Annotated in this window: 13 protein-coding genes and 1 pseudogene; all 14 read right to left on the bottom strand. The window is 64.3% G+C overall.

What is annotated here, in order from left to right; translation table 11 throughout:
• Positions 1 to 55: 55 nt before the first annotated feature.
• Complete coding sequence (gene nifK / locus NKJ04_RS14140) at positions 56 to 1,597, bottom strand: nitrogenase molybdenum-iron protein subunit beta (protein WP_352675725.1); 1,542 nt, start codon at positions 1,595 to 1,597, stop codon at positions 56 to 58.
• Between the two features lie 125 nt (positions 1,598 to 1,722).
• Positions 1,723 to 3,225: a nitrogenase molybdenum-iron protein alpha chain gene (gene nifD, locus NKJ04_RS14135; RefSeq protein ID WP_352675723.1), complete on the bottom strand. Its 1,503-nt coding sequence runs from the start codon at positions 3,223 to 3,225 to the stop codon at positions 1,723 to 1,725.
• Between the two features lie 98 nt (positions 3,226 to 3,323).
• A complete protein-coding gene (gene nifH / locus NKJ04_RS14130) occupies positions 3,324 to 4,217 on the bottom strand; it encodes a nitrogenase iron protein (protein WP_023763052.1) in 894 nt (297 codons plus the stop codon).
• A gap of 478 nt (positions 4,218 to 4,695) precedes the next feature.
• On the bottom strand, positions 4,696 to 5,952 hold the full coding sequence (locus NKJ04_RS14125; protein ID WP_352675880.1) for a type II toxin-antitoxin system HipA family toxin: 1,257 nt from the start codon (positions 5,950 to 5,952) through the stop codon (positions 4,696 to 4,698).
• Positions 5,927 to 6,253 carry a helix-turn-helix domain-containing protein gene (locus NKJ04_RS14120; protein ID WP_352675877.1) on the bottom strand — a complete coding sequence of 109 codons (327 nt, stop codon included), beginning with the start codon at positions 6,251 to 6,253 and terminating at the stop codon, positions 5,927 to 5,929. Before NKJ04_RS14120 ends, NKJ04_RS14125 begins: the two co-directional genes overlap by 26 nt.
• Positions 6,254 to 6,836: 583 nt before the next feature.
• A complete protein-coding gene (fni, locus tag NKJ04_RS14115; protein WP_502897924.1) occupies positions 6,837 to 7,940 on the bottom strand; it encodes a type 2 isopentenyl-diphosphate Delta-isomerase in 1,104 nt (367 codons plus the stop codon).
• A 28-nt stretch (positions 7,941 to 7,968) separates the two neighbouring features.
• A complete protein-coding gene (locus NKJ04_RS14110) occupies positions 7,969 to 8,871 on the bottom strand; it encodes a terpene synthase family protein (RefSeq protein ID WP_352675722.1) in 903 nt (300 codons plus the stop codon).
• Positions 8,868 to 10,418, bottom strand: coding sequence for a hypothetical protein (locus NKJ04_RS14105; RefSeq protein WP_352675719.1), 1,551 nt, complete (start codon positions 10,416 to 10,418; stop codon positions 8,868 to 8,870). Before NKJ04_RS14105 ends, NKJ04_RS14110 begins: the two co-directional genes overlap by 4 nt.
• A 134-nt stretch (positions 10,419 to 10,552) precedes the next feature.
• Positions 10,553 to 11,542, bottom strand: coding sequence for a polyprenyl synthetase family protein (locus NKJ04_RS14100; protein ID WP_352675871.1), 990 nt, complete (start codon positions 11,540 to 11,542; stop codon positions 10,553 to 10,555).
• A gap of 143 nt (positions 11,543 to 11,685) precedes the next feature.
• Positions 11,686 to 13,029 (bottom strand): cytochrome P450, encoded by a 1,344-nt coding sequence (locus NKJ04_RS14095; RefSeq protein WP_352675716.1) that lies wholly within the window; start codon positions 13,027 to 13,029, stop codon positions 11,686 to 11,688.
• Positions 13,029 to 13,871, bottom strand: a complete 843-nt coding sequence (locus NKJ04_RS14090; protein ID WP_352675868.1) for an SDR family oxidoreductase — start codon at positions 13,869 to 13,871, stop codon at positions 13,029 to 13,031. Before NKJ04_RS14090 ends, NKJ04_RS14095 begins: the two co-directional genes overlap by 1 nt.
• 168 nt (positions 13,872 to 14,039) lie before the next feature.
• Positions 14,040 to 14,165 (bottom strand): annotated as a pseudogene (locus NKJ04_RS14085) (ferredoxin); the annotation flags it as partial.
• A gap of 1 nt (position 14,166) precedes the next feature.
• Positions 14,167 to 15,456, bottom strand: a complete 1,290-nt coding sequence (locus NKJ04_RS14080; RefSeq protein ID WP_352675714.1) for a cytochrome P450 — start codon at positions 15,454 to 15,456, stop codon at positions 14,167 to 14,169.
• Positions 15,457 to 15,548: 92 nt separating this feature from the next.
• Complete coding sequence (locus NKJ04_RS14075) at positions 15,549 to 16,751, bottom strand: cytochrome P450 (RefSeq protein ID WP_352675711.1); 1,203 nt, start codon at positions 16,749 to 16,751, stop codon at positions 15,549 to 15,551.
• Positions 16,752 to 17,996: the final 1,245 nt, after the last annotated feature.

Below are 17,996 nucleotides of genomic sequence, written 5' to 3'. Positions count from 1 at the left end.
GCGTCGGTCTCCAAAGTCCCTCGGGAAGACGATCGGCCAAAGCCGACCGTCAAGCTTAGCGGGTGAGGTCATACGAATAGTCCGTCACGCCCGTCTCGCTTGTCTCGCGATCGAGCTTGTCGAAGATCTTGTCCAGGATCGTCGTCAGTACGCGCAGCCCGCCTTGGTAGCCCATCAGCGCAAACCGATGGTGATGGTGGCGATCGAAGATCGGAAACGTCAGCCGGATCAGCGGCGTGCCCGTGTCGCGCTCCAGATACTTGCCATAGGAGTTGCCGATCAGCAGGTCCACCGGCTCGGTGAAGAGCAGCGAGCGCAATGCCCAGAGGTCCTTGCCCGCCCAGACTTGAGCACCCTTGCCGAAGGGCGATGATGCAAGCAGCTCCTTCAACTCTGCTTCCCACGCCGAGGTGCCGTTGGTGGCGAGGCAATGGGTCGGCTCGCCGCCCGTTTCCATGATGAAGCGGGCCATGCCGTAGACAAAGTCTGGATCGCCGTAGATGGCGTATTTCTTACCGTGCAGCCAGGATTGGCTGTCCGCCATGGCATCGACAAGTCGGCCGCGCTCGAGGCGGATTGCCTCCGGGATTTGCTTGCCGGAAATCGCGGAGACCTCCATCAGGAAGTCGTCGGTCGCCTGGACGCCGAGCGGGTAATGAAACGAGGCCGTCGCCTGCCCTACCCCCTCGCAATACTCCAGTGTTTTTCGGGTGTTGTAATGCTGTAGCGAAAGTGTCGCCTCGGCGTTGAGTGCTTTCTTCACGTCTTCGATCTTCGTGCCGCCGTCATACATGCGGTATTCGCCGTCCGACGGCGTGTCGAACTGGTCAGAGGCGTCTTGGATGAAGGTATAGGAGACGCCCAGCAGATCGAGCAGGCGCTTGAGTTCCCGGTTGTTGCCGACACAGAACCCGTCGAAGCCCGGAATGATGTTGATGGTTCCCTTGGCTTCCGTTCGCTCCTCGCCCTTCCAGAAATGCTCCAAAATGCCCTTGACCGCAACGTCATAGCCGTCGACATGGCTGCCGACAAAGGCCGGCGTGTGGGCGAAGGGCACGTCGAAGTCGCGCGGGACCGAGCCTTCGTCCTTGGCGTTCTCGATGAAGCTGTGCAGGTCGTCGCCAATGACCTCCGCCATACAAGTGGTCGAGACGGCGATCATCTTTGGGTCGTAGAGTTGGTACGTGTTGGCGAGCCCGTCGACCATGTTCTTCAGGCCGCCGAACACTGCCGCGTCCTCGGTCATCGAGGAGGAAACCGCCGAAGCAGGCTCCTTGAAATGGCGCGACAGGTGCGAGCGGTAATAGGCGACGCAGCCCTGGCTGCCGTGGACGAAGGACATGGTTCGCTCGAAGCCTGCGGCCGCGAACACCGCGCCGAGCGGCTGGCAGGCCTTGGCGGGGTTCACGACAAGCGCTTCGCGAGCAAGGTTCTTTTCGCGGTATTCCCACGTCTTGGTGAATTCGCCTTGGTCGGTAACGATCTGGTCCGGGTGAGGACATTCGAAATTCAGCCTCTTCTCGGCTAGCATCTGCCTGTATTCCGGCTCGCGGAACAGGGGCGCGTGGTCGAGAACTTTTTCAGCCGACTGCGGCATGGGTGGTTACCTCTTTCCATCTGGCCCGCCATAGGGCGGCACAGGGACGTCGAAACGTTTTCAGGTCTCCCGCGGACAAAGGCCACAGGCGTTCACGGCCTGCCGGCTTCCGGGAGGCCAGGTTTTCATTCAGCTGCGATCGCCGCCCACGGCTCGGCTTTTTTCTTCCAGGGGGCGTCGTAGAGGTTCCAGACCGGGTTGTTGATGGCCAGATCCATATCGCGGGCGAAGATGGCGAAGCCGTCGTAGCCGTGATACGGGCCGGAATAATCCCAGGAATGCATTTGACGGAACGGTATGCCCATCTTCTGGACCGGGTACTTTTCTTTGATGCCGGAGCCCACGAGATCAGGACGGATCCCTTCGATGAACTTCTCCAGCTCGTAACCAGTCACGTCGTCATAGATCAGGGTGCCCTTCTTCACGTAGTGGCCGGTGCGCTGATAGTCGTCGTTATGGCCAAATTCGTAGCCAGTGCCGACGATCACCATGCCCAGGTCCTCATATGCCGTGACGACGTGACGGGGGCGCAGCCCGCCGACATAGAGCATCACCGTCCTGCCTTCGAGGCGCGGCCGGTACTTGGCGATTACGGCATCGACCAACGGCCGGTATTTGGCGATGACCGCCTCGGCCTTGGCCTCGATTTCCGGCCCGAAGTGCTTGGCTATGTTGCGCAGAGAGGCTTCAGTCTGGGAGGGGCCGAAGAAATTGTACTCCATCCAGGCGATGCCATACTTTTCCTCCATGTGCCGGCAGATGTAGTTCATCGACCTGTAGCAATGGATGAGATTTAGCTTCGCCTTTGGCGCCCGCTCTATTTCGGCCAGCGTAGCGTCGCCCGACCAGTTGCCGACCACGCGCAGGCCCATCTCCTCAAGCAGGATGCGCGAAGCCCAAGCGTCGCCGCCGATATTGTAGTCGCCGACCACGTTGACATCGTACGGGCCGGCCTCGAATTCGATGTCCTTCTTCTCGAACACCCAGTCGCGGATCGCGTCGTTGGCGATGTGGTGGCCGAGGGATTGCGAGACGCCGCGGAAGCCCTCGCAGCGCACCGGCACGATTGTCTTCTCGTGCTCCTTGGCCTTGTTGCGGGACACAGCTTCGGTGTCGTCGCCAATCAGCCCGATCGGGCATTCGGATTGCACAGTCATGCCCTTGTTCAGCGGAAACAGTTCCTCGATCTCGTCGATGATCCGTTCCAGCTTCTTGTCGCCGCCGAAAACAATGTCCTTCTCCTGGAAATCGGAGGTGAACTGCATGGTGACGAATGTGTCGATGCCGGTCGTGCCGACGTAGTAGTTTCGGCGTTGCGACCAGGAATATTGTCCGCAGCCGACCGGGCCGTGGGAGATATGGACCATATCCTTGACTGGACCCCACACCACGCCTTTCGAGCCGGCATACGCGCAGCCGCGAATCGTCATCACGCCGGGGATGGACTTGATGTTCGATTTGACCTCGCATTCGGAAAGGACCTCGCTTTCCTCGCCAGCCTCGTCGCCGCTCTTTGCGACGCTGAGGTGCTTTTTGCGGCGCTTCGCCGACTTGTCAGGATATTGCGACAGCACTTCCTCGATAAGCCTCGCATGGAGGCCACCGTCATTCTCGTATTCCAGGCTCATGGGACCCCTTTCAAGGTTCAGGGTGACGCCTCACCGACGAGGCGCCGTTCTTTGAAAGGCGCACCAGGTAAGGCGGCGCCTCATGTCGGCAGCAGTCGCTACTGTGCGGCAGTTTTGGCCGCTTCCTTGACCTGAAGCTCGGCAAGCATCTGCTCGTCGGTCTTCATGATGCCGAAGTCGAGCAGCATGTCCTCAAGCTCCTCCATGGTGATCGGGGTCGGGATGGTGCCCTGGCCCGAATTCCCGTGAATCTTCTCGGCCAGCGCCCTGTATTCCCCGGCCTGCTTGGAGTCCGGCGCATACTGAATGACAGACATCTTCCTGAGCTCGGCGTGCTGGACGATGTTGTCGCGCGGCACGAAGTGGATAAGCTTGGAATTGAGCCTGGAAGCCAGCGCTTCGGCGAGGTCGAGCTCCCGATCGGTTTGGCGCTCGTTGCAGATCAGGCCGCCGAGCCGCACGCCGCCCGAATGGGCGTATTTCAGGATGCCCTTGGCGATGTTGTTGGCGGCATAGAGCGCCATCATCTCGCCGGACATGACGATATAGATTTCCTGGGCCTTGTTCTCGCGGATCGGCATCGCGAAACCGCCACACACCACATCCCCGAGCACGTCGTAGGAGACATAGTCGACATCGTCGTAGGCGCCGTTCTCCTCGAGGAAGTTGATCGAGGTGATCACGCCGCGGCCGGCGCAGCCAACACCTGGCTCGGGGCCGCCCGACTCCACGCATTTGATGCCTTTGTAGCCGACCTTGAGCACGTCCGCGAGTTCCAGGTCCTCCACCGAACCTTCCTCTGCCGCGAGATGCAGGACCGTATCCTGCGCCTTCGCGTTCAGGATCAGGCGGGTGGAGTCGGCTTTGGGGTCGCAGCCGACGATGAGGATTCTCTGCCCGAGGTCGACCAGGGCGGCGAGCGTATTTTGGGAGGTGGTGGACTTGCCGATGCCGCCCTTGCCGTAAAAGGCGATCTGACGCAAACCTGACATGTAGCTTTCCTTCCTTCGTTCCCATTCATCGCGGCTGCCGCGACTTGAATGCCGGTCGGGCAGCTCTAGCCGCCTCGCACCTAAGGATCTCAAGACTCATGCCAATTTGAGCTGATCCAACCGAAGAATAATTTCATGGTTGCTTTTCAGCGGTTTAGCTTGAGTTCCAAGAAAGGATCGTCGGAACAGCCCGTGTAGCGGACGCGACATTGGCGACACAAAGCGTCGGATCGCGATCCTCAGTCACCGAATTCGTTTGCACCGCGTCGTTATGTTGAAGTGGACGAACAGCATCTCAACCTACTTGCGGGAAGCTGCGAAACTTTCTGTGCCAGCGAGCTGACGTGCTTCGTCTCGCGTGTCCTCGTCGAGACTGCGTAGAATCCTGCGCGCGACGCTGGCATACCATCGGTCCGCGGCCACTCATCCGGTGCCACAGGCGGATGGTCCCGCTATATCAGCAATTCGGGGGGTCGGCTCACTTGTCGGCACAGGAGTTCAGTATCGGCGTCATCGCCTTCACATGTCCGTCGATCCGCTCGAGCACTTTCGCTGCGACAACGTCGCGCTCAGGCAGACGCCACCAGTACTCGTTGACGAGTTTGACCGTCTCGACCACTGCCTTCAGGACTGCTGGCTCCGGAAGCCTTGCACGGTTCGCAAATGCTTTCCATCGCGGTGCTGCCAGCGCCTTGAACGAGCGCTCTCCTCCAAGCGACAGCGCCATGGCGTCGGCGGGAATATATGGCACGGTGGATAGGAGGTCGTAGATTGGTGCAAGCGCCGGCTTGTCGCCGTTACCGGGATAGATCAAAGACCAGTTTTTCAGGTGCATGTCGCCATTGCCGGTGATGACGGTCAGTGCCAGGCGGCGGACGAACTCGAGAGCCGCCGTAGGCGAGACGGCCACGCCAAGAGCCAAGGCTATGTCGTGATAAGCAGCCCCCTCATATTTGCGCGAAGGGTAGACACCGAAGACCTGAGCGAAATCCTCGATGTGTATCCTCTCGCCACCGGCGCCGCGATCGAAGCGTTTGACGAGAAGGACCTTGCCGTCAGACAGCGTGTTGAATTCTTCGGGAACGCCCTCAAAATCGGACTTCTCGACCAGTTCGCATTCAGGAACGTCCATGCCGATTGCTGCTGCCAGCGCCAGGTTAGCGAATTCGTTCTCGGAAACGCCCGGAAAGGCCGTCGAAGGGAACTTGGCAATGTACCGGCCCTGCTCGTCGTCCATCGGCAAGGTAAGGCCGCCGCCTTTTCCAATGTTCTTCATGACCGACAGCTTCATCTGCACGCCGGCAAGCGAGAACCGTGCCTTGGGCTGATCCTTTGAAGCATCCTGCGAAACCGCTATCGCGCCGTCACTGGGCAACGCCCGTACGGCTCCCGGCAGATCGGCGCCTAGTGCCGCTAAAAGATCGAAGTCATTGCCTGGCCGCACATTGCCTTCGTGGTGCCTTTCCATCGCCTCCCGCAATTTCTCCTCCGGCAGGAGGTTCGCGAAGAAAGCGGGCAAGGCGCTTGCCAGAGGCTTCGGATCTTTCCGCAATCCTCCCGTCGCTGCCCGGAACGACAGGCTGAGAACCGGAAAGCCGCCCGTCGCGCGGTAGGCCTCATCGAAGTTAAATGCATTGAAATCACCCGGCGTCCTGACGATCGTGCCGATCTTCACTGCGTTCAAGAGCACGTCCAGCGACGGGATCGTCTTAGGTGCGCGAAAGACTGGAGGCATGATCGTCATCGTCAGGTTGAGAAACAAAGGCCGGTCGATCGCCATCATCATGCGGACGCAATAGAGCCTGGACAGCCGGCACCATGACTTGCGGAACCAGCATCATTTCCAGACCGAGCGCGCGAGCGATATTCATGAGCGTTGTTGCACGCGCGGCTGCGGCTCCCTTTTCGATGTCGCGATATCGGGGACGGGATATACCCGCCAAATCAGCGACCTGCTCTTGCGTCATCGCAGCGGCCAGCCTCGCCTGCCTGAAAAGCCCACCGATTTCGCGTAGAATTTCCGATTGAGGGTCCATATGATACGTAAACGTTCCATTCCAACGCTGGATGATATGGCAGAGTATCTTATCCAGTGATGGAGTCAACACGTTATGATCTGTTCCCATATCATGCATCAGCCTTATGATACGTAAAGAGATCAATCCTCCTGCATTTGGCGCCGCCCGACGGTGAACGCCGTCCGAAACTGACGCCCGATCAGCCCACCGAAACTATCGGAATGTTAAATCAAGGCGGTCCGGCAGCTGAAATCGCTCGCCTCTTCTGGTTCATACGGCCGGCCGCGCTGACTGGAGGTCAATGTGATCGCCACTCCTTGATGGCAATGGCTTTGTACCATCTGCTCCTGCCGGTCTCCCGCCGCACCTGGTGTTCCGACCCTTTGAGGGGCTTCTCGCTCTGCGTGACCGGTCACCCTGATCAAGCATCGACATAGCCGTCGAATACCGCTTTACTCTCGGCTGTCCGTTAGGGGCATGGCGGGGTGCCTCCCCGATCACGAAGCAGCACCCGAACAACCCCGCGACCAGGCAATCCCCCCGCTTCCGAGACTTTCTCACTCAGTAAGACTAGCGCCCGCCGCACGTACGGGCGCCGCCGTCAACCGGCGGGCAGGTGCGCCGAGGGCAACAAGCGCGCCTGACGCAACGCCGCCACATCAGCCGAGCCGGTGCAGAAGCAGGCGACGGCCAACTGGCGGATGACAATCTCGAAATGCGCGACAACCGCCTCGGTGGATACCGTAGCCGCGCGCAGCACGCCGGCCGCCTGCCCGGCGATGTCCGCGCCCAGGCGGATGGCCTTGGCCACGTCGACGCCGTCGCGGATCCCGCCCGACACGATCAGCTTCACCGTTGGCAGCGCCCGACGTACCGCCTGCACGCTGGCCGTGGTCGGAATCCCCCAATCGGCGAACGCCATCGCGACTGCACGGTCGGCGACATCGCGGGCGCGCTCGCCCTCCACCGCGGCCCAACTGGTGCCGCCGGCGCCGGCGACATCGATCACCGCCACGCCCGCCTCGACGAGCGCACAGGCCACCGAGGCGGACAGGCCCGACCCCACTTCCTTGGCCACGATCGGCACGCCGACGCTGCGCGCGGCGCGAGCGATCTGCGCCAGGACGCCGCGCCAGTCGCGGTCGCCCTCCGGCTGTACTGCTTCCTGCAGCGGATTGAGATGGACGATGAGTCCATCGGCCTCCAGTGCATCCACCGCCCGGCGCGCGAGGTCCAGGCCGTCGGGCTGGCGCAGTTGCGCGGCGCCGATATTGGCCAGCAAGGGAACGTCTGGGGCCAGGCGGCGCAGCGCGCGCGTCAGCCCCTGGGAGTTGCGGGATTGCAGGCTCACGCGCTGCGAACCGACGCACATGGCGATCCCCAAGGCTTGCGCTGCCTCGCTCAGATGGCGGTTAATGGCCTCGGCACGTGGCATGCCGCCGGTCATGGAGCTGATCAGCAGAGGCGCGCGCATGGTCTTGCCCAGCAGCGAGGCGCTGAGGTCGATCTGCGTCAGGTCCAACTCGGGCAATGCACAGTGTTCGAAACGAATGCACTCCCAGCCAGCGGCCTTGGCCCGTGCCGTTCGCCGATCCAGCACGATGTCCAGGTGGTCGTCCTTGCGCCGGCTCAGGTTGGTGTCGCTGATGCTCGCTCCTTCCGCGTCATCGGGCGAGGGCGTTGCGTCGGATCGGACCGACGGCAGCGCGCGGACGCCGCCGTCTCCCGCGCGTTCAGGCCGGCGCACGCTCGCCTCCGCCCGCAGCGTCGCTGCGGTAGCGACTGGTTGAGGTCTCGTAGTACTGCGCGCGGATGGCCGCCATGGCTTCGATCAGCGGTCCCCACGGCGGGGGAAAGCGTTCTTGCGCCATCACCCGGTGCAGCATGCGTGTGTGGCCGGCCAGCTCGTCGTTGAGGAACTCCACCACAGGCATGGCCGGATAGCGCTGCAGCAGCAGGATCGCCGCGTTGTCGGCCTCGCCGGCCGATCTATCCTTTTCGCGTCCATGCAGGTCGTTCTGCAAGCGCCCTATCGCGGAGATGAGCCGCAGGACCTGGCGAAACGCCGGACGCGCGCGCAAGGTCGCCATGTCCAGCCCCCACAGCAACGACAGGCAACAGAACACGTTCGTGTAGGCGATCGAATCGATGCCGTTGTGCAGGTACTCGGCGTAGGACCAGCGTTCCGCCACTGCCGCCTGCGCGTGTCCGGCGCGCAACGCCGCGCAGTAGCACCGGGTATCGTCGAGAAGCTGAGCATAGTCGCGACGATCGTAGGCGAGCGCGGCGAGCGAAGCGCGCAGCACAGCACAGCCCTCGAATCCGGAAAGCGCGCACGGCACGCCCTGCCCCAGCGCCTGCTCCACCGCGGCGAGCTGCTCCGGCGCGATCAAGCCAAGGTCGTTGCAATCGTCGAGCCAGAACAGCAGCGCCAGTTCGCGATAGAACGCCACGATCAGCGTTTCGTCCTGCGGATCGCGGCCGGTGCGCGCGCTGGCGTCGCGCAGGCTCGGGTGGATGCGCTGCAGGATGTACTGGCCGCCCCTGACTGCTTCCACAGCATGCTCGTCGGCGAACCCGGTCAGGGAACGCCCCCACTCCAGCACGTGCTGCAGGGCGCGATCGGTCGGGATCATGGCCCCGCTCCTGCTCCCTCGGCCGAGACGTGCCGCCCCCAACGAACCGCCAGCCACAACCCGGCGAGTTCGGCCACCCGCACCACCCGGGTGGGGCAATACAGTTCCTTGCCGATCCACAGCGGCGTCTGGGGCGATGCATGGGCTGCGTGGCGGGCGAGCATCCACTTCAGCGCACGCCCCACCGCCTGCGCGATGCGCCGGCGCCCTGCCGGTTCTTCGGTCCCGTCTATCACGTGCAACGCGAACAGCGCATAGGCGGTTTCCTCGAATGTGGACGCGCGACCGGCGCCCCAGCCGCCGTCGTCGCGCTGCGTCCGCAGCAGCCCCGCCAGCGCGCGCTCGTCGCGCCACTGGGGCTTGCCTTGCGCGAGCGCAGCGATCGCATGCGCGGTGGGATACAACCACGAAACGTGCCATTTTTCGTTGTCCCATAGACCGTGCGGGTTGCGATTGGCTTCGACGTAGGCGCTGGTGCCGGCGGCGGGCTTTCCCAACATTCGCAACGCATGCAGGGCATGGATGTTGGTCGACACCGAGGCATTGCGCTCGCCGGGGAAGGTGACGAACAGCTCGCCGACTTCGAAATGGCGCAACGCATCGACCGCGGGGGCGCGGCCTGCAAGGCGAAGGACGCACAACGCAACGGCGGTGTCGTCCGCATCGGCCGCGAAGTGCAAGGCCGGGCCCAGACCGCGCGCTCCGAGGCGGGCGTCGAGCTGCGCGATGACCACTTGCACCGCCTCGGCGAAAGCGGGATGCGCGAACAGACCGGCCAGATGCAGGGTGTACAGCGACCAGCATGGCTCGAACACATTGATCGGCCAGACGTTGGGAACGACACCTTCGATGCCGGTGCGCGTCGCCCGCGATGCCGCCTGCAGATACCCGTCGGTGCGCCAGACTTGCGCCGTTCTTCCCTGTGCCACGGCGTGCGCACGCCACGCGGCGGTGGCCGCTGGACTGATGCCGATGCTGCCGTCGTCGTCCGGGCATGCGGTGGCCGGCGACGTCCCCCAGGCTTCCCAGGAGTGCAGCAAAGGATGGCCGCTCGGCAACGTCGCCACATCCCCCAGCTTGACCAGGCGTGCTTGCCGCAACGGCAACAGCGCTGGGTGGCGCGGAAACGCCACGCCGCCCAGCAAGGATGCGGCCTCGTTGCACAACTGCGGCAGGATCAGCTCCGCGCCGATGGGCGCGTCTTCCGGCACCGCATGCGCGTAGGGATCAGGCTGGCGCTCGAGGAACCGGATTGCAGCCTGGGCTGCGTCGGCAGCGCCGGGAAGAGGATCGGCACGCTGCAATGCCAGCAACGCCGCCCAGGTAGGCGCATGGCGAAACAGCGGGAAGTCCGCACTTCCCCATCCGCCATCGGCCTGTTGCTGCGCGATGAGCCACGCGTATGCGTCCTGCCGACCGGTGACGTTGCCGTCGAACTGCAGAGCTCGCGCCGTGTCGTAGGCGGACGGACCGACGCTGCCGCCGTCGCTCATCTCGCTCAGCAGGTGGCGCATTTCGGAAAGGATCTGTTCGGACAGCGCGTTCACGGGGGATGTTCCTTCTGCAGAGGGCTAACGAGAACAGACCTGGCAGACGGCGCGCACGTCGCCGCCGACACGGGATGCAGCGCCCGCCGGCCGATCGCAGCAGCACAGGGGCGAGTCCTTACGGATGGGCGCGCTCATGCGTATGGCGCGGACAGATAGACGTTGGCCCGCTGCAGCATCTGCGCCAACCCTTCCGCACGCGGCCCCAGAGGGGCGATGGCCTCCCCGGCGTCGTGCAACAAGTACAGGGCGAACTGGCGCGCAGCCTGCAGCCCCATGATCGACGCGCAGGTCGGCTTCTGCGCCGCCGCGTCCTTACCGGGGGTCTTGCCAAGAGTAGCGGTATCCGCCGTCGCGTCGAGAATGTCGTCGGCCACCTGCAACGCCAGGCCGAAACAGGCGGTGTAGCGATCGAGCGCTGCATACAGCGCAGCGTGCGCGGCATCCTCCGCGATGGAGTATAGCGCGCCCATGCGAACCGACGCGCGCACTAGCGCTCCGGTTTTCATCCCGTGCATCGCCAGGATCCTGTCCAGCCCGGCGTGCTTTCCGACCAACGACAGATCCATGGCCTGCCCGCCTGCGGCACCCTCGGCGGACACCGCCTGCGCCAGTTCGCGCACGAGCGCGATACGGTTGTCGCCCGGCGCATCCAGGCTCGCCAGGGTCAGGAAGGCGTGGGCCTGCAGCGCATCGCCGACCAGGATCGCGGTGGCTTCGCCGAACTTTACGTGCACGGTCGGAAGGCCGCGGCGAAGCACGTCGTCATCCATCGCGGGCAGGTCGTCGTGGACCAGGGTACAGGCGTGCATCATCTCGATGGCGGCGCCGACGTCGTCGAGCATGTGCGCCGGCGTGCCCGCCAGTGCGCCGGCAGCCAGACAGAGCAAGGCGCGGGTGCGCTTCCCGCCATGCAAGGTGGCGTAGCGCATGGCCGCCATCAGCTCTGTCTTACCGTCGTCTTTGGCGCAGAGCAGACGCCCCAGAGCCTGTTCGACCCGCTTTGCGCCGTCCTGCATCCAGATCTCGGGGAGCAGCCCGCCAGAGGCGGCGCGCGCCTGCGCGCCCAATCCGCCGGATGCGGAAACGCCGATTCGGTCGCGTGGAGTGGAACCGGTCTGCATGTTGTTCATGTCCTTGTAGCTGAGACGGCCACGGCGAGCGCAAGCCGTCACGGTGTTGCCGGCGTCACACCAATGCGTGCGCTGAGTGCAGCAATGCCGCGCCCCGCCGGCGCCGCTGCCTTGCCACACAGGGCGTGCCCAGCTCATGAGAAGCCTATGCGGATTGCCATGGACGGATGTGCGGTCGGGTAGTAGCGCCGGCCTTTTTCGACGTCGCTCAGCAACTGCGGCCGCACCCCGTCATTGTGCATGGTCAGCGCCAAGGCGATGCAGAACTGCACCATTTCCAGCCATACCAGATAGTAGCCGATGCAGACGTGTGGTCCGGTACCGAACTGCAGCATGTCAACCGGCCGGATCGGCTCCGTGCGTTGCAGCCACCGCGCCAGGCGGAACTGATCAGGCGCGTCGTGCAGCAGCGCCGAGGTCGAGAAATGCAGCAGCGGGATGCATAGATGGGTGCCCGCGGGAATGCGCCGCTGGCCGAGTTGCAATTCCTGCAGCGCGCGACGCGGTAGGAGCGTGGTCGCCGGATGCAGGCGCAGTGTCTCGCGGAACAGCGCCTCGGCGACCGGACACTGCGCCAGGTCCGCGTGCCGGGTCGGCACCGCGCCCACGCGTTGCGCCTCCTCAACCAGGGCGTCCCACAGCACAGGCTGCCGCGCCAGCTCGATTACAATCCAGGCCATCGTCGAGGCAGTGGTGTCGTGACCGGCAAGCAGCAGCAAGCGAATATTCGCGACCAGGACGTCATCGGAGAGCGGACCGTCGCTGCGGTCGAAGGCGCTCACCATGTCGTTGATCAACCCGGTGCGCGCGGCATGCGCGCGCGCATCGCGGACGAACCGGCGCAACTGCGCGTCGATCCAGTCGCGGGCGGAGCGGCCACGCCGCAAAGGCAATCCGGGCAGGTCGACCGGTGGCGCGATGATCAACTGCAGCAATTGCCGGTACTTGCGATGCCATCCCGGCAGGTCCTGCGCGGGGATTCCCATGAGGCTGAAGATGAGCTTCAGCATCAGGTCGCCGGTTTCGCGCAGGATGGTTACCTCGCCGCGGGCGCGCCATGCCTGCACCCGCGCCCGGATGACGGGCGCGAACAGGTCGCCGATCCCGGCCTGGGTCAGCCCCTTGGGCAAGAACGCTGCCTTGATGGCATCGCGCGCCTGCCGGTGCGCGCCGCCGTCCAGCGCAACCAACGTTCCGCCAAGCAATTCGGGCGCGATCTCTTCGATCAGCGCCGAGGACACGTCCTTGTGCTTGAGCAGTGAGAAAGCGTCCGGATCCACACAGGTCATCAGATGTCCGGCAGGGCCGAAATCCAGCCAGAAGTGGCTGCCCAGCGTCCGTTCTGCGCGCTGCAGCAGGCGCGGCAGGTCGCAGACAATGGCGGGAAGATGCCCGACCAGGGGGAAAGCGCCAGGCATGACCGGGATGTCGCATCGCAGCCGGTGCCGGCGGTTGAGTGGGTTGAGCAGCATGTCCATCAGCAGCGCGCCGCCGTCGCCGATTGGGTGTCGCCGGCAGGGCGCGCGGCGCAGCTGTTGCCACCGTCGGCGTATGTCGGCACATGCGCCAGCATGCCGCCATCGATGCACACGACCTGGCCGGTGATGAACGCAGCATCGTCGGAGAGCAGGAACGCCACGAGCGCGGCCACGTCCTCGGGGCGGCCGACGCGCTGCAGGAGCTGGTGGCGGCGCAGATGCCGTTGCATGCACTCGTCCAGCTTGGCGAGGAGACGCTCGGTCATGATAAGACCCGGCGCAACCGCGTTGCAGCGGATCTGAGAGTGACCGTACTGGGTGGCGAGCGAGGCCGACAGCATGTTCATCGCCGCCTTCGACGCGGCGTAGGACGTCTGCGCCCTGTCACCGCTGAGCCCCTGGCACGACGACATGTTGACGATCGCGCCACCGCCGCGGGCGATCATCCGTGGGATGGCCTGCCGGCAGCAGAGCAGCGTGCCGCGCAGATTGGTCGCCATGGTCTGGTCCCATAGTGCCAGGTCCAAGTCGAGGATGGCGCGGTCGCGCGGGGTCAGATGCATGGCGCCCGCATTGTTCACCAGCAGGTCGACCCCCCCGAAGTGCCGCTCCGCCGTCTCGAACAGCGCTGCCACCGCCTGCTCATCAGCGATATCCATGGCTATGGGCAGCGCGTGGCCTGCTTCGGCCGCGATCTGCGCGGTGCAGGCGATGGCCGCCGAGCCATCAATGTCGGCCACCACCACTCTGCCGCCCCCGCGCGCGATGGCGAGAGCGCATGCCTTGCCGATGCCGGCGCCGGCGCCGGTCACCACGGCCACCTTGCCATCAAACCGTCCCATCGTGTCTCCTGAATTGCATTGGTCTTTCGCAGCATGCCGCTCGGCCTCCACCGGAGAAGGCGCAGGGTCGGCGCTGGCGCGCTCGTCATGGCCAGCGTCGCTTTCGATGACACGAATGGCGGCGACCGGGCACTGGTTGGCCGCAAGCCGCACGGCGGCGTGCAGCGCCTGCGGGACCGTCGCCACGCACACTTCGGCCACGCCGTCCGGTTCGCGCTGGCGAAAGGTGCCCGGCAGCGTCAGCACGCACTGCCCGGTCGTTCCGCACAGATCCTGATCGACCACGACGCGCATCTCAGCCCTCCTGCCCATGCAGCCGCACCGGCAGCGCGCGGAACGTCCTAAGGAACGCGGAGGGCTCCCGGGTCGGCTGCTCGGCCAATGCCAGGGTGGGGAAGCGCGCCTGGATCCGCGGCAGGCTCTCGGCCAACTGCACCCGGGCCAGTTGCGCACCAAGGCAGAAGTGGATGCCATGGCCGAAGGTCAGCATGATCTTCCCGTCGATCGACATGCCAGGACTGGTGCCGTAGAACCGCACGGGATCGAAGCGGTCGGGATCGGCGAAGGCGTCCGGGTCGCGATTGCCGGCCGCGATCAGCACGCGCACGTCCGCGTTCTTCGGGATCACCACGCCGCCCAGTTCGATGTCGCGCTGGGCGATACGCGGAATGGAGCTGAACAAGGCGGGCGCGTCGTAGCGCAGGGCTTCTTCGACGAATGCCTTCACCCCCACGGCATCTCCCTTCAGCCAGTGCCGCTGTTCGGGATATGCCAGCATCGCCAGGATCGCATGGCCGATGGCCGCGGCAGTGGTGGCGAAGCCGCCCAGCAGCATGCCCCACAGCATGCTGATCAATTCCGCATCCGACAGCATCTCGGCATCGCCGTCGTGTGCGCCGACCAGCATTGACACGATGTCGTGGCTGGAATCGGTGCGCTTGCGCTGTATGAGGTCGCCGAAGTAGGCCTGCACCCTGGCGCTGGCCGCGTCGCCCGCAGCGAGTTGGGGATCGCTGGCGTGCGGGCTCAGGCCTTCCAGAATGGCGCTGATGCCGGTGATGAGCCCGAGAATGTCGTCCGGGGGCATGCCGAACAGTTCGCCGAAAACCAGCATGGGCAAGGCCAGCGCGAATTCCTGATGCAGGTCCACTGCCTCCCCGCGCTCCAGTGCGGGCGCCATGCCGTCCAGGCGCGCTGCGGCAATGCGAGCGATGGTCGGCCTCAGGTTTTCGATCTGGCCCATGGTGAAATCGCGCGAGATCAGCCGGCGCAGACGCGTATGCGTTGGTGGTTCCTTCATCGCTAAAGTGGACGCCAGCAAACTTAGCGACAGGCTGGTCGCCGCCCGCGGGAAATAGCGCGCCAGTTCGCCTGGTGCCGGCCCCCGAAAAGCATCGCCCGTTGCCTTGAGCGCCCAGTAGATGTCGACGTGGCGGCTCAACAGAAAGAGGCCCGACGCCGCGCGATGCACCGGATCGTGCTCGCGCAACCACCGCATGAATGGGTACGGATCCTGAATGCACGCTGGCGACGCCAGTTCGGCGAAGGCGTCCCGGCATGATGCCATGGTTTCTTGCGCGTCCATCTTGGTCACCTGTTGGCTGGCTGATCTGATCGGCGCGCGGCAGGCGCGCCGGCAACTCGAGAACATCGCGATTCCTGGTGGGCGTCCGCGCATCACCAGAGCACCGGTAACTCCTCGAACCCACCAGTGATGATCTCCTTGCGCAACTTCAGTTCTTCGGGCGCCACGGCCAGGCGCAGCGCGGGAAAGCGCTGGAAGATCGAACCGAACACCGCCTTGAGTTCCAGCCTGGCCAGCGCCAAGCCGACGCAGTTGTGCGGCCCGTAGGAGAACGCCAGGTGCGGGTTTTCGTCACGTCCGATGTCGAAGGTTTCCGGGTCGTCGAAATGGCGCGGATCGAACGACGTCGCCGGCAGGCCGACCAGCACCTTGCTCTCCGCGGGAACATGCACGCCCGCGATAGTCACGTCGGTCCTTGGATAGCGCATGATGCCGTCCCAGCCGGCGCCCGGCGGGTACATGCGCAGGATTTCCTCCACCGCCTTGTCCACCAGGGATGGATCGCCCACCAGGCGTTCGCGCTGTTGCGGATGGCGGAACATGGCCAGCAGGCCGAATTCGATCTGGGCGACGGTGCTCTCGTGCCCCGCCACCAGCATGCCCGCCGCTAGGCCGATCGCCTCTTCCTCGGTCGCCTTGCCCTTGTCGACCGCCGCGAGCAGATCCGTCAGCACGTTGTCGCCCGGATGCTCGCGCTTGTCCCGCATCTTGCCGCGAATGTAGGCGCGGAGTTCTTGCCAGGCCAAGCGCGACGCGCTTCGCGGGCCGCTTTCATGCTGGTGCGTCATCACCTCGTCGGACAGCCCGGCGAAAAAGGCGTGATCCTCGTAGAGCACGCCCATCAGCGCGCCAATGACCATGGCGGGAAGCGGAAAGGAGAGGTGGCGCCGCAGATCGGCGGGCTGGGGCTGGGCCGCCAGCGTCTCGAACAACTGCGCGGCGATCGCCTCGACCTGCTGCGCGAGCAGCTTCACCCTGCCGTTGCTGAAGGCCGGCGCCACGATCGTGCGTAACCGCGTATGCTCGCCCCCCTCGTGCGAGACCAGCCATCCTGGCGAACCGAGAATCACCGAATCCGGGGTGAATGCCGCCGGCGGCATTCCCGCGGGCCGGAACGCCGCCTCGGACAACACCGCCTTGGCCTCGTCATAGCCTGTCACCCACCAGCCTTCGTGCCCGGACGGGAAGCGCACGCGGTGGATCGGACCGTTGGCCCGTAGCGCCAACATCTCAGGCGAGGGCTCAATGTGATCGACGCGCCACATCGGCAGCGTCGGCAAAGGTTGTTCGGACATGCTGGCACTTCACTCTATAGCGATGGAAGGGCGGAAGGTGACCGGCGGGCGCTGCGGCAGCGAAGACCTAAGACCGCATATAGACGACGTCGTCGGAAGGCAGACCGATTATCAGGATCGGCTAACGCTTAACTGTCTAGGCAAACGCTCGGCGAGATGCAGAACGTTATCCTGTACCTTCGAGGTCAGGATAAAGTCGGCGTGGTTGGCCTTTGAGTCGCCGCCGGCCAAGGGTCGACAAGGGCGGCGAGCTGTTGGGTAACGGCGGTTTCGCCGAGGACCCCCTGCCCATAGACGCTATCCGACGCGGATTTGACATTTTGCTTTTCTTTCTTCGTTCCATTCGTGTCATCCACGAAATGAAAGTCGGTCGGCGGCTCCCGGCCCGCAACGAAGGTGCTTCAAATCTCGTGCCAATTTGGCCGCAACAGAAAAAAGATTGTGGCAGCTTCTCGACGGCTTAGCCTGAGGCCAGAGAAGAGCTAGGCGAAATAAGCCGGTGTCGCGGGCCAACAAAGGCGACGGAAGAACGCCTCGGGCGACCTTTAGGTCGGGCCTGCGACATTCTGGTCCAGTTTCGAACATAAGAGGGCGGCAAACAGACACGATTGGGGAATTCGATCCTCACGGCGCCAAGGCGCTTGCCCAAGAGCGCGCGCTCATGTTGCTGCGACAGGCGCGTGTTCGCGATAGCCGTGCCTGCGCACCCATGAACGCTAGCGGCACACGCTACGCAATCCTGCGGTGCCCGCCGGTGTGAGGTGGTGCATCGGCTCGGCTTCCGGTTCGTCTTTGCCCAGCCGGGGCTGAGCGCCGAATATCCGCACCATACAGCATCGTTGTTGCCTGTGTGACGAGGCAGTTATAGGGCGCGCCCGATCTTCCATGACACGGCCTCCGAGAAGAAAGGGGCGGTCCAACGGCACCTCTATTTGAAATGGCACGCCGCTTGCTGCTCCTGGTAGAGCACCATCAAATCACGATGAAAGCGACTTGCACCATGCCCGACGCGCGAAGCTCTAGACAGTGGTCTGAGGAAACGGTGCCCGTTCCCGCTGAACATCGGGACATCGTCTCCTCCGGAAGGCCGTTCTCGGTGGCCGCTTTGCGCATGGCTGGTCCGATGCCGGCACGCCAACACGGGCCGCTCGCGCAAATGCCGTTTACCGATTCTGTTCAGCATGGGAGTGCCCAAGGGCCCCGTCAAAGGGTCACCCAAGCCAAGGCCGGCGGGTCACTGCCACA

This window comes from Mesorhizobium sp. M0618, assembly GCF_040320765.1.
Lineage (GTDB): Bacteria > Pseudomonadota > Alphaproteobacteria > Rhizobiales > Rhizobiaceae > Mesorhizobium.
Note: the sequence above shows the minus strand (reverse complement) of the source record. Positions and strands in the feature narration are given on the sequence as shown.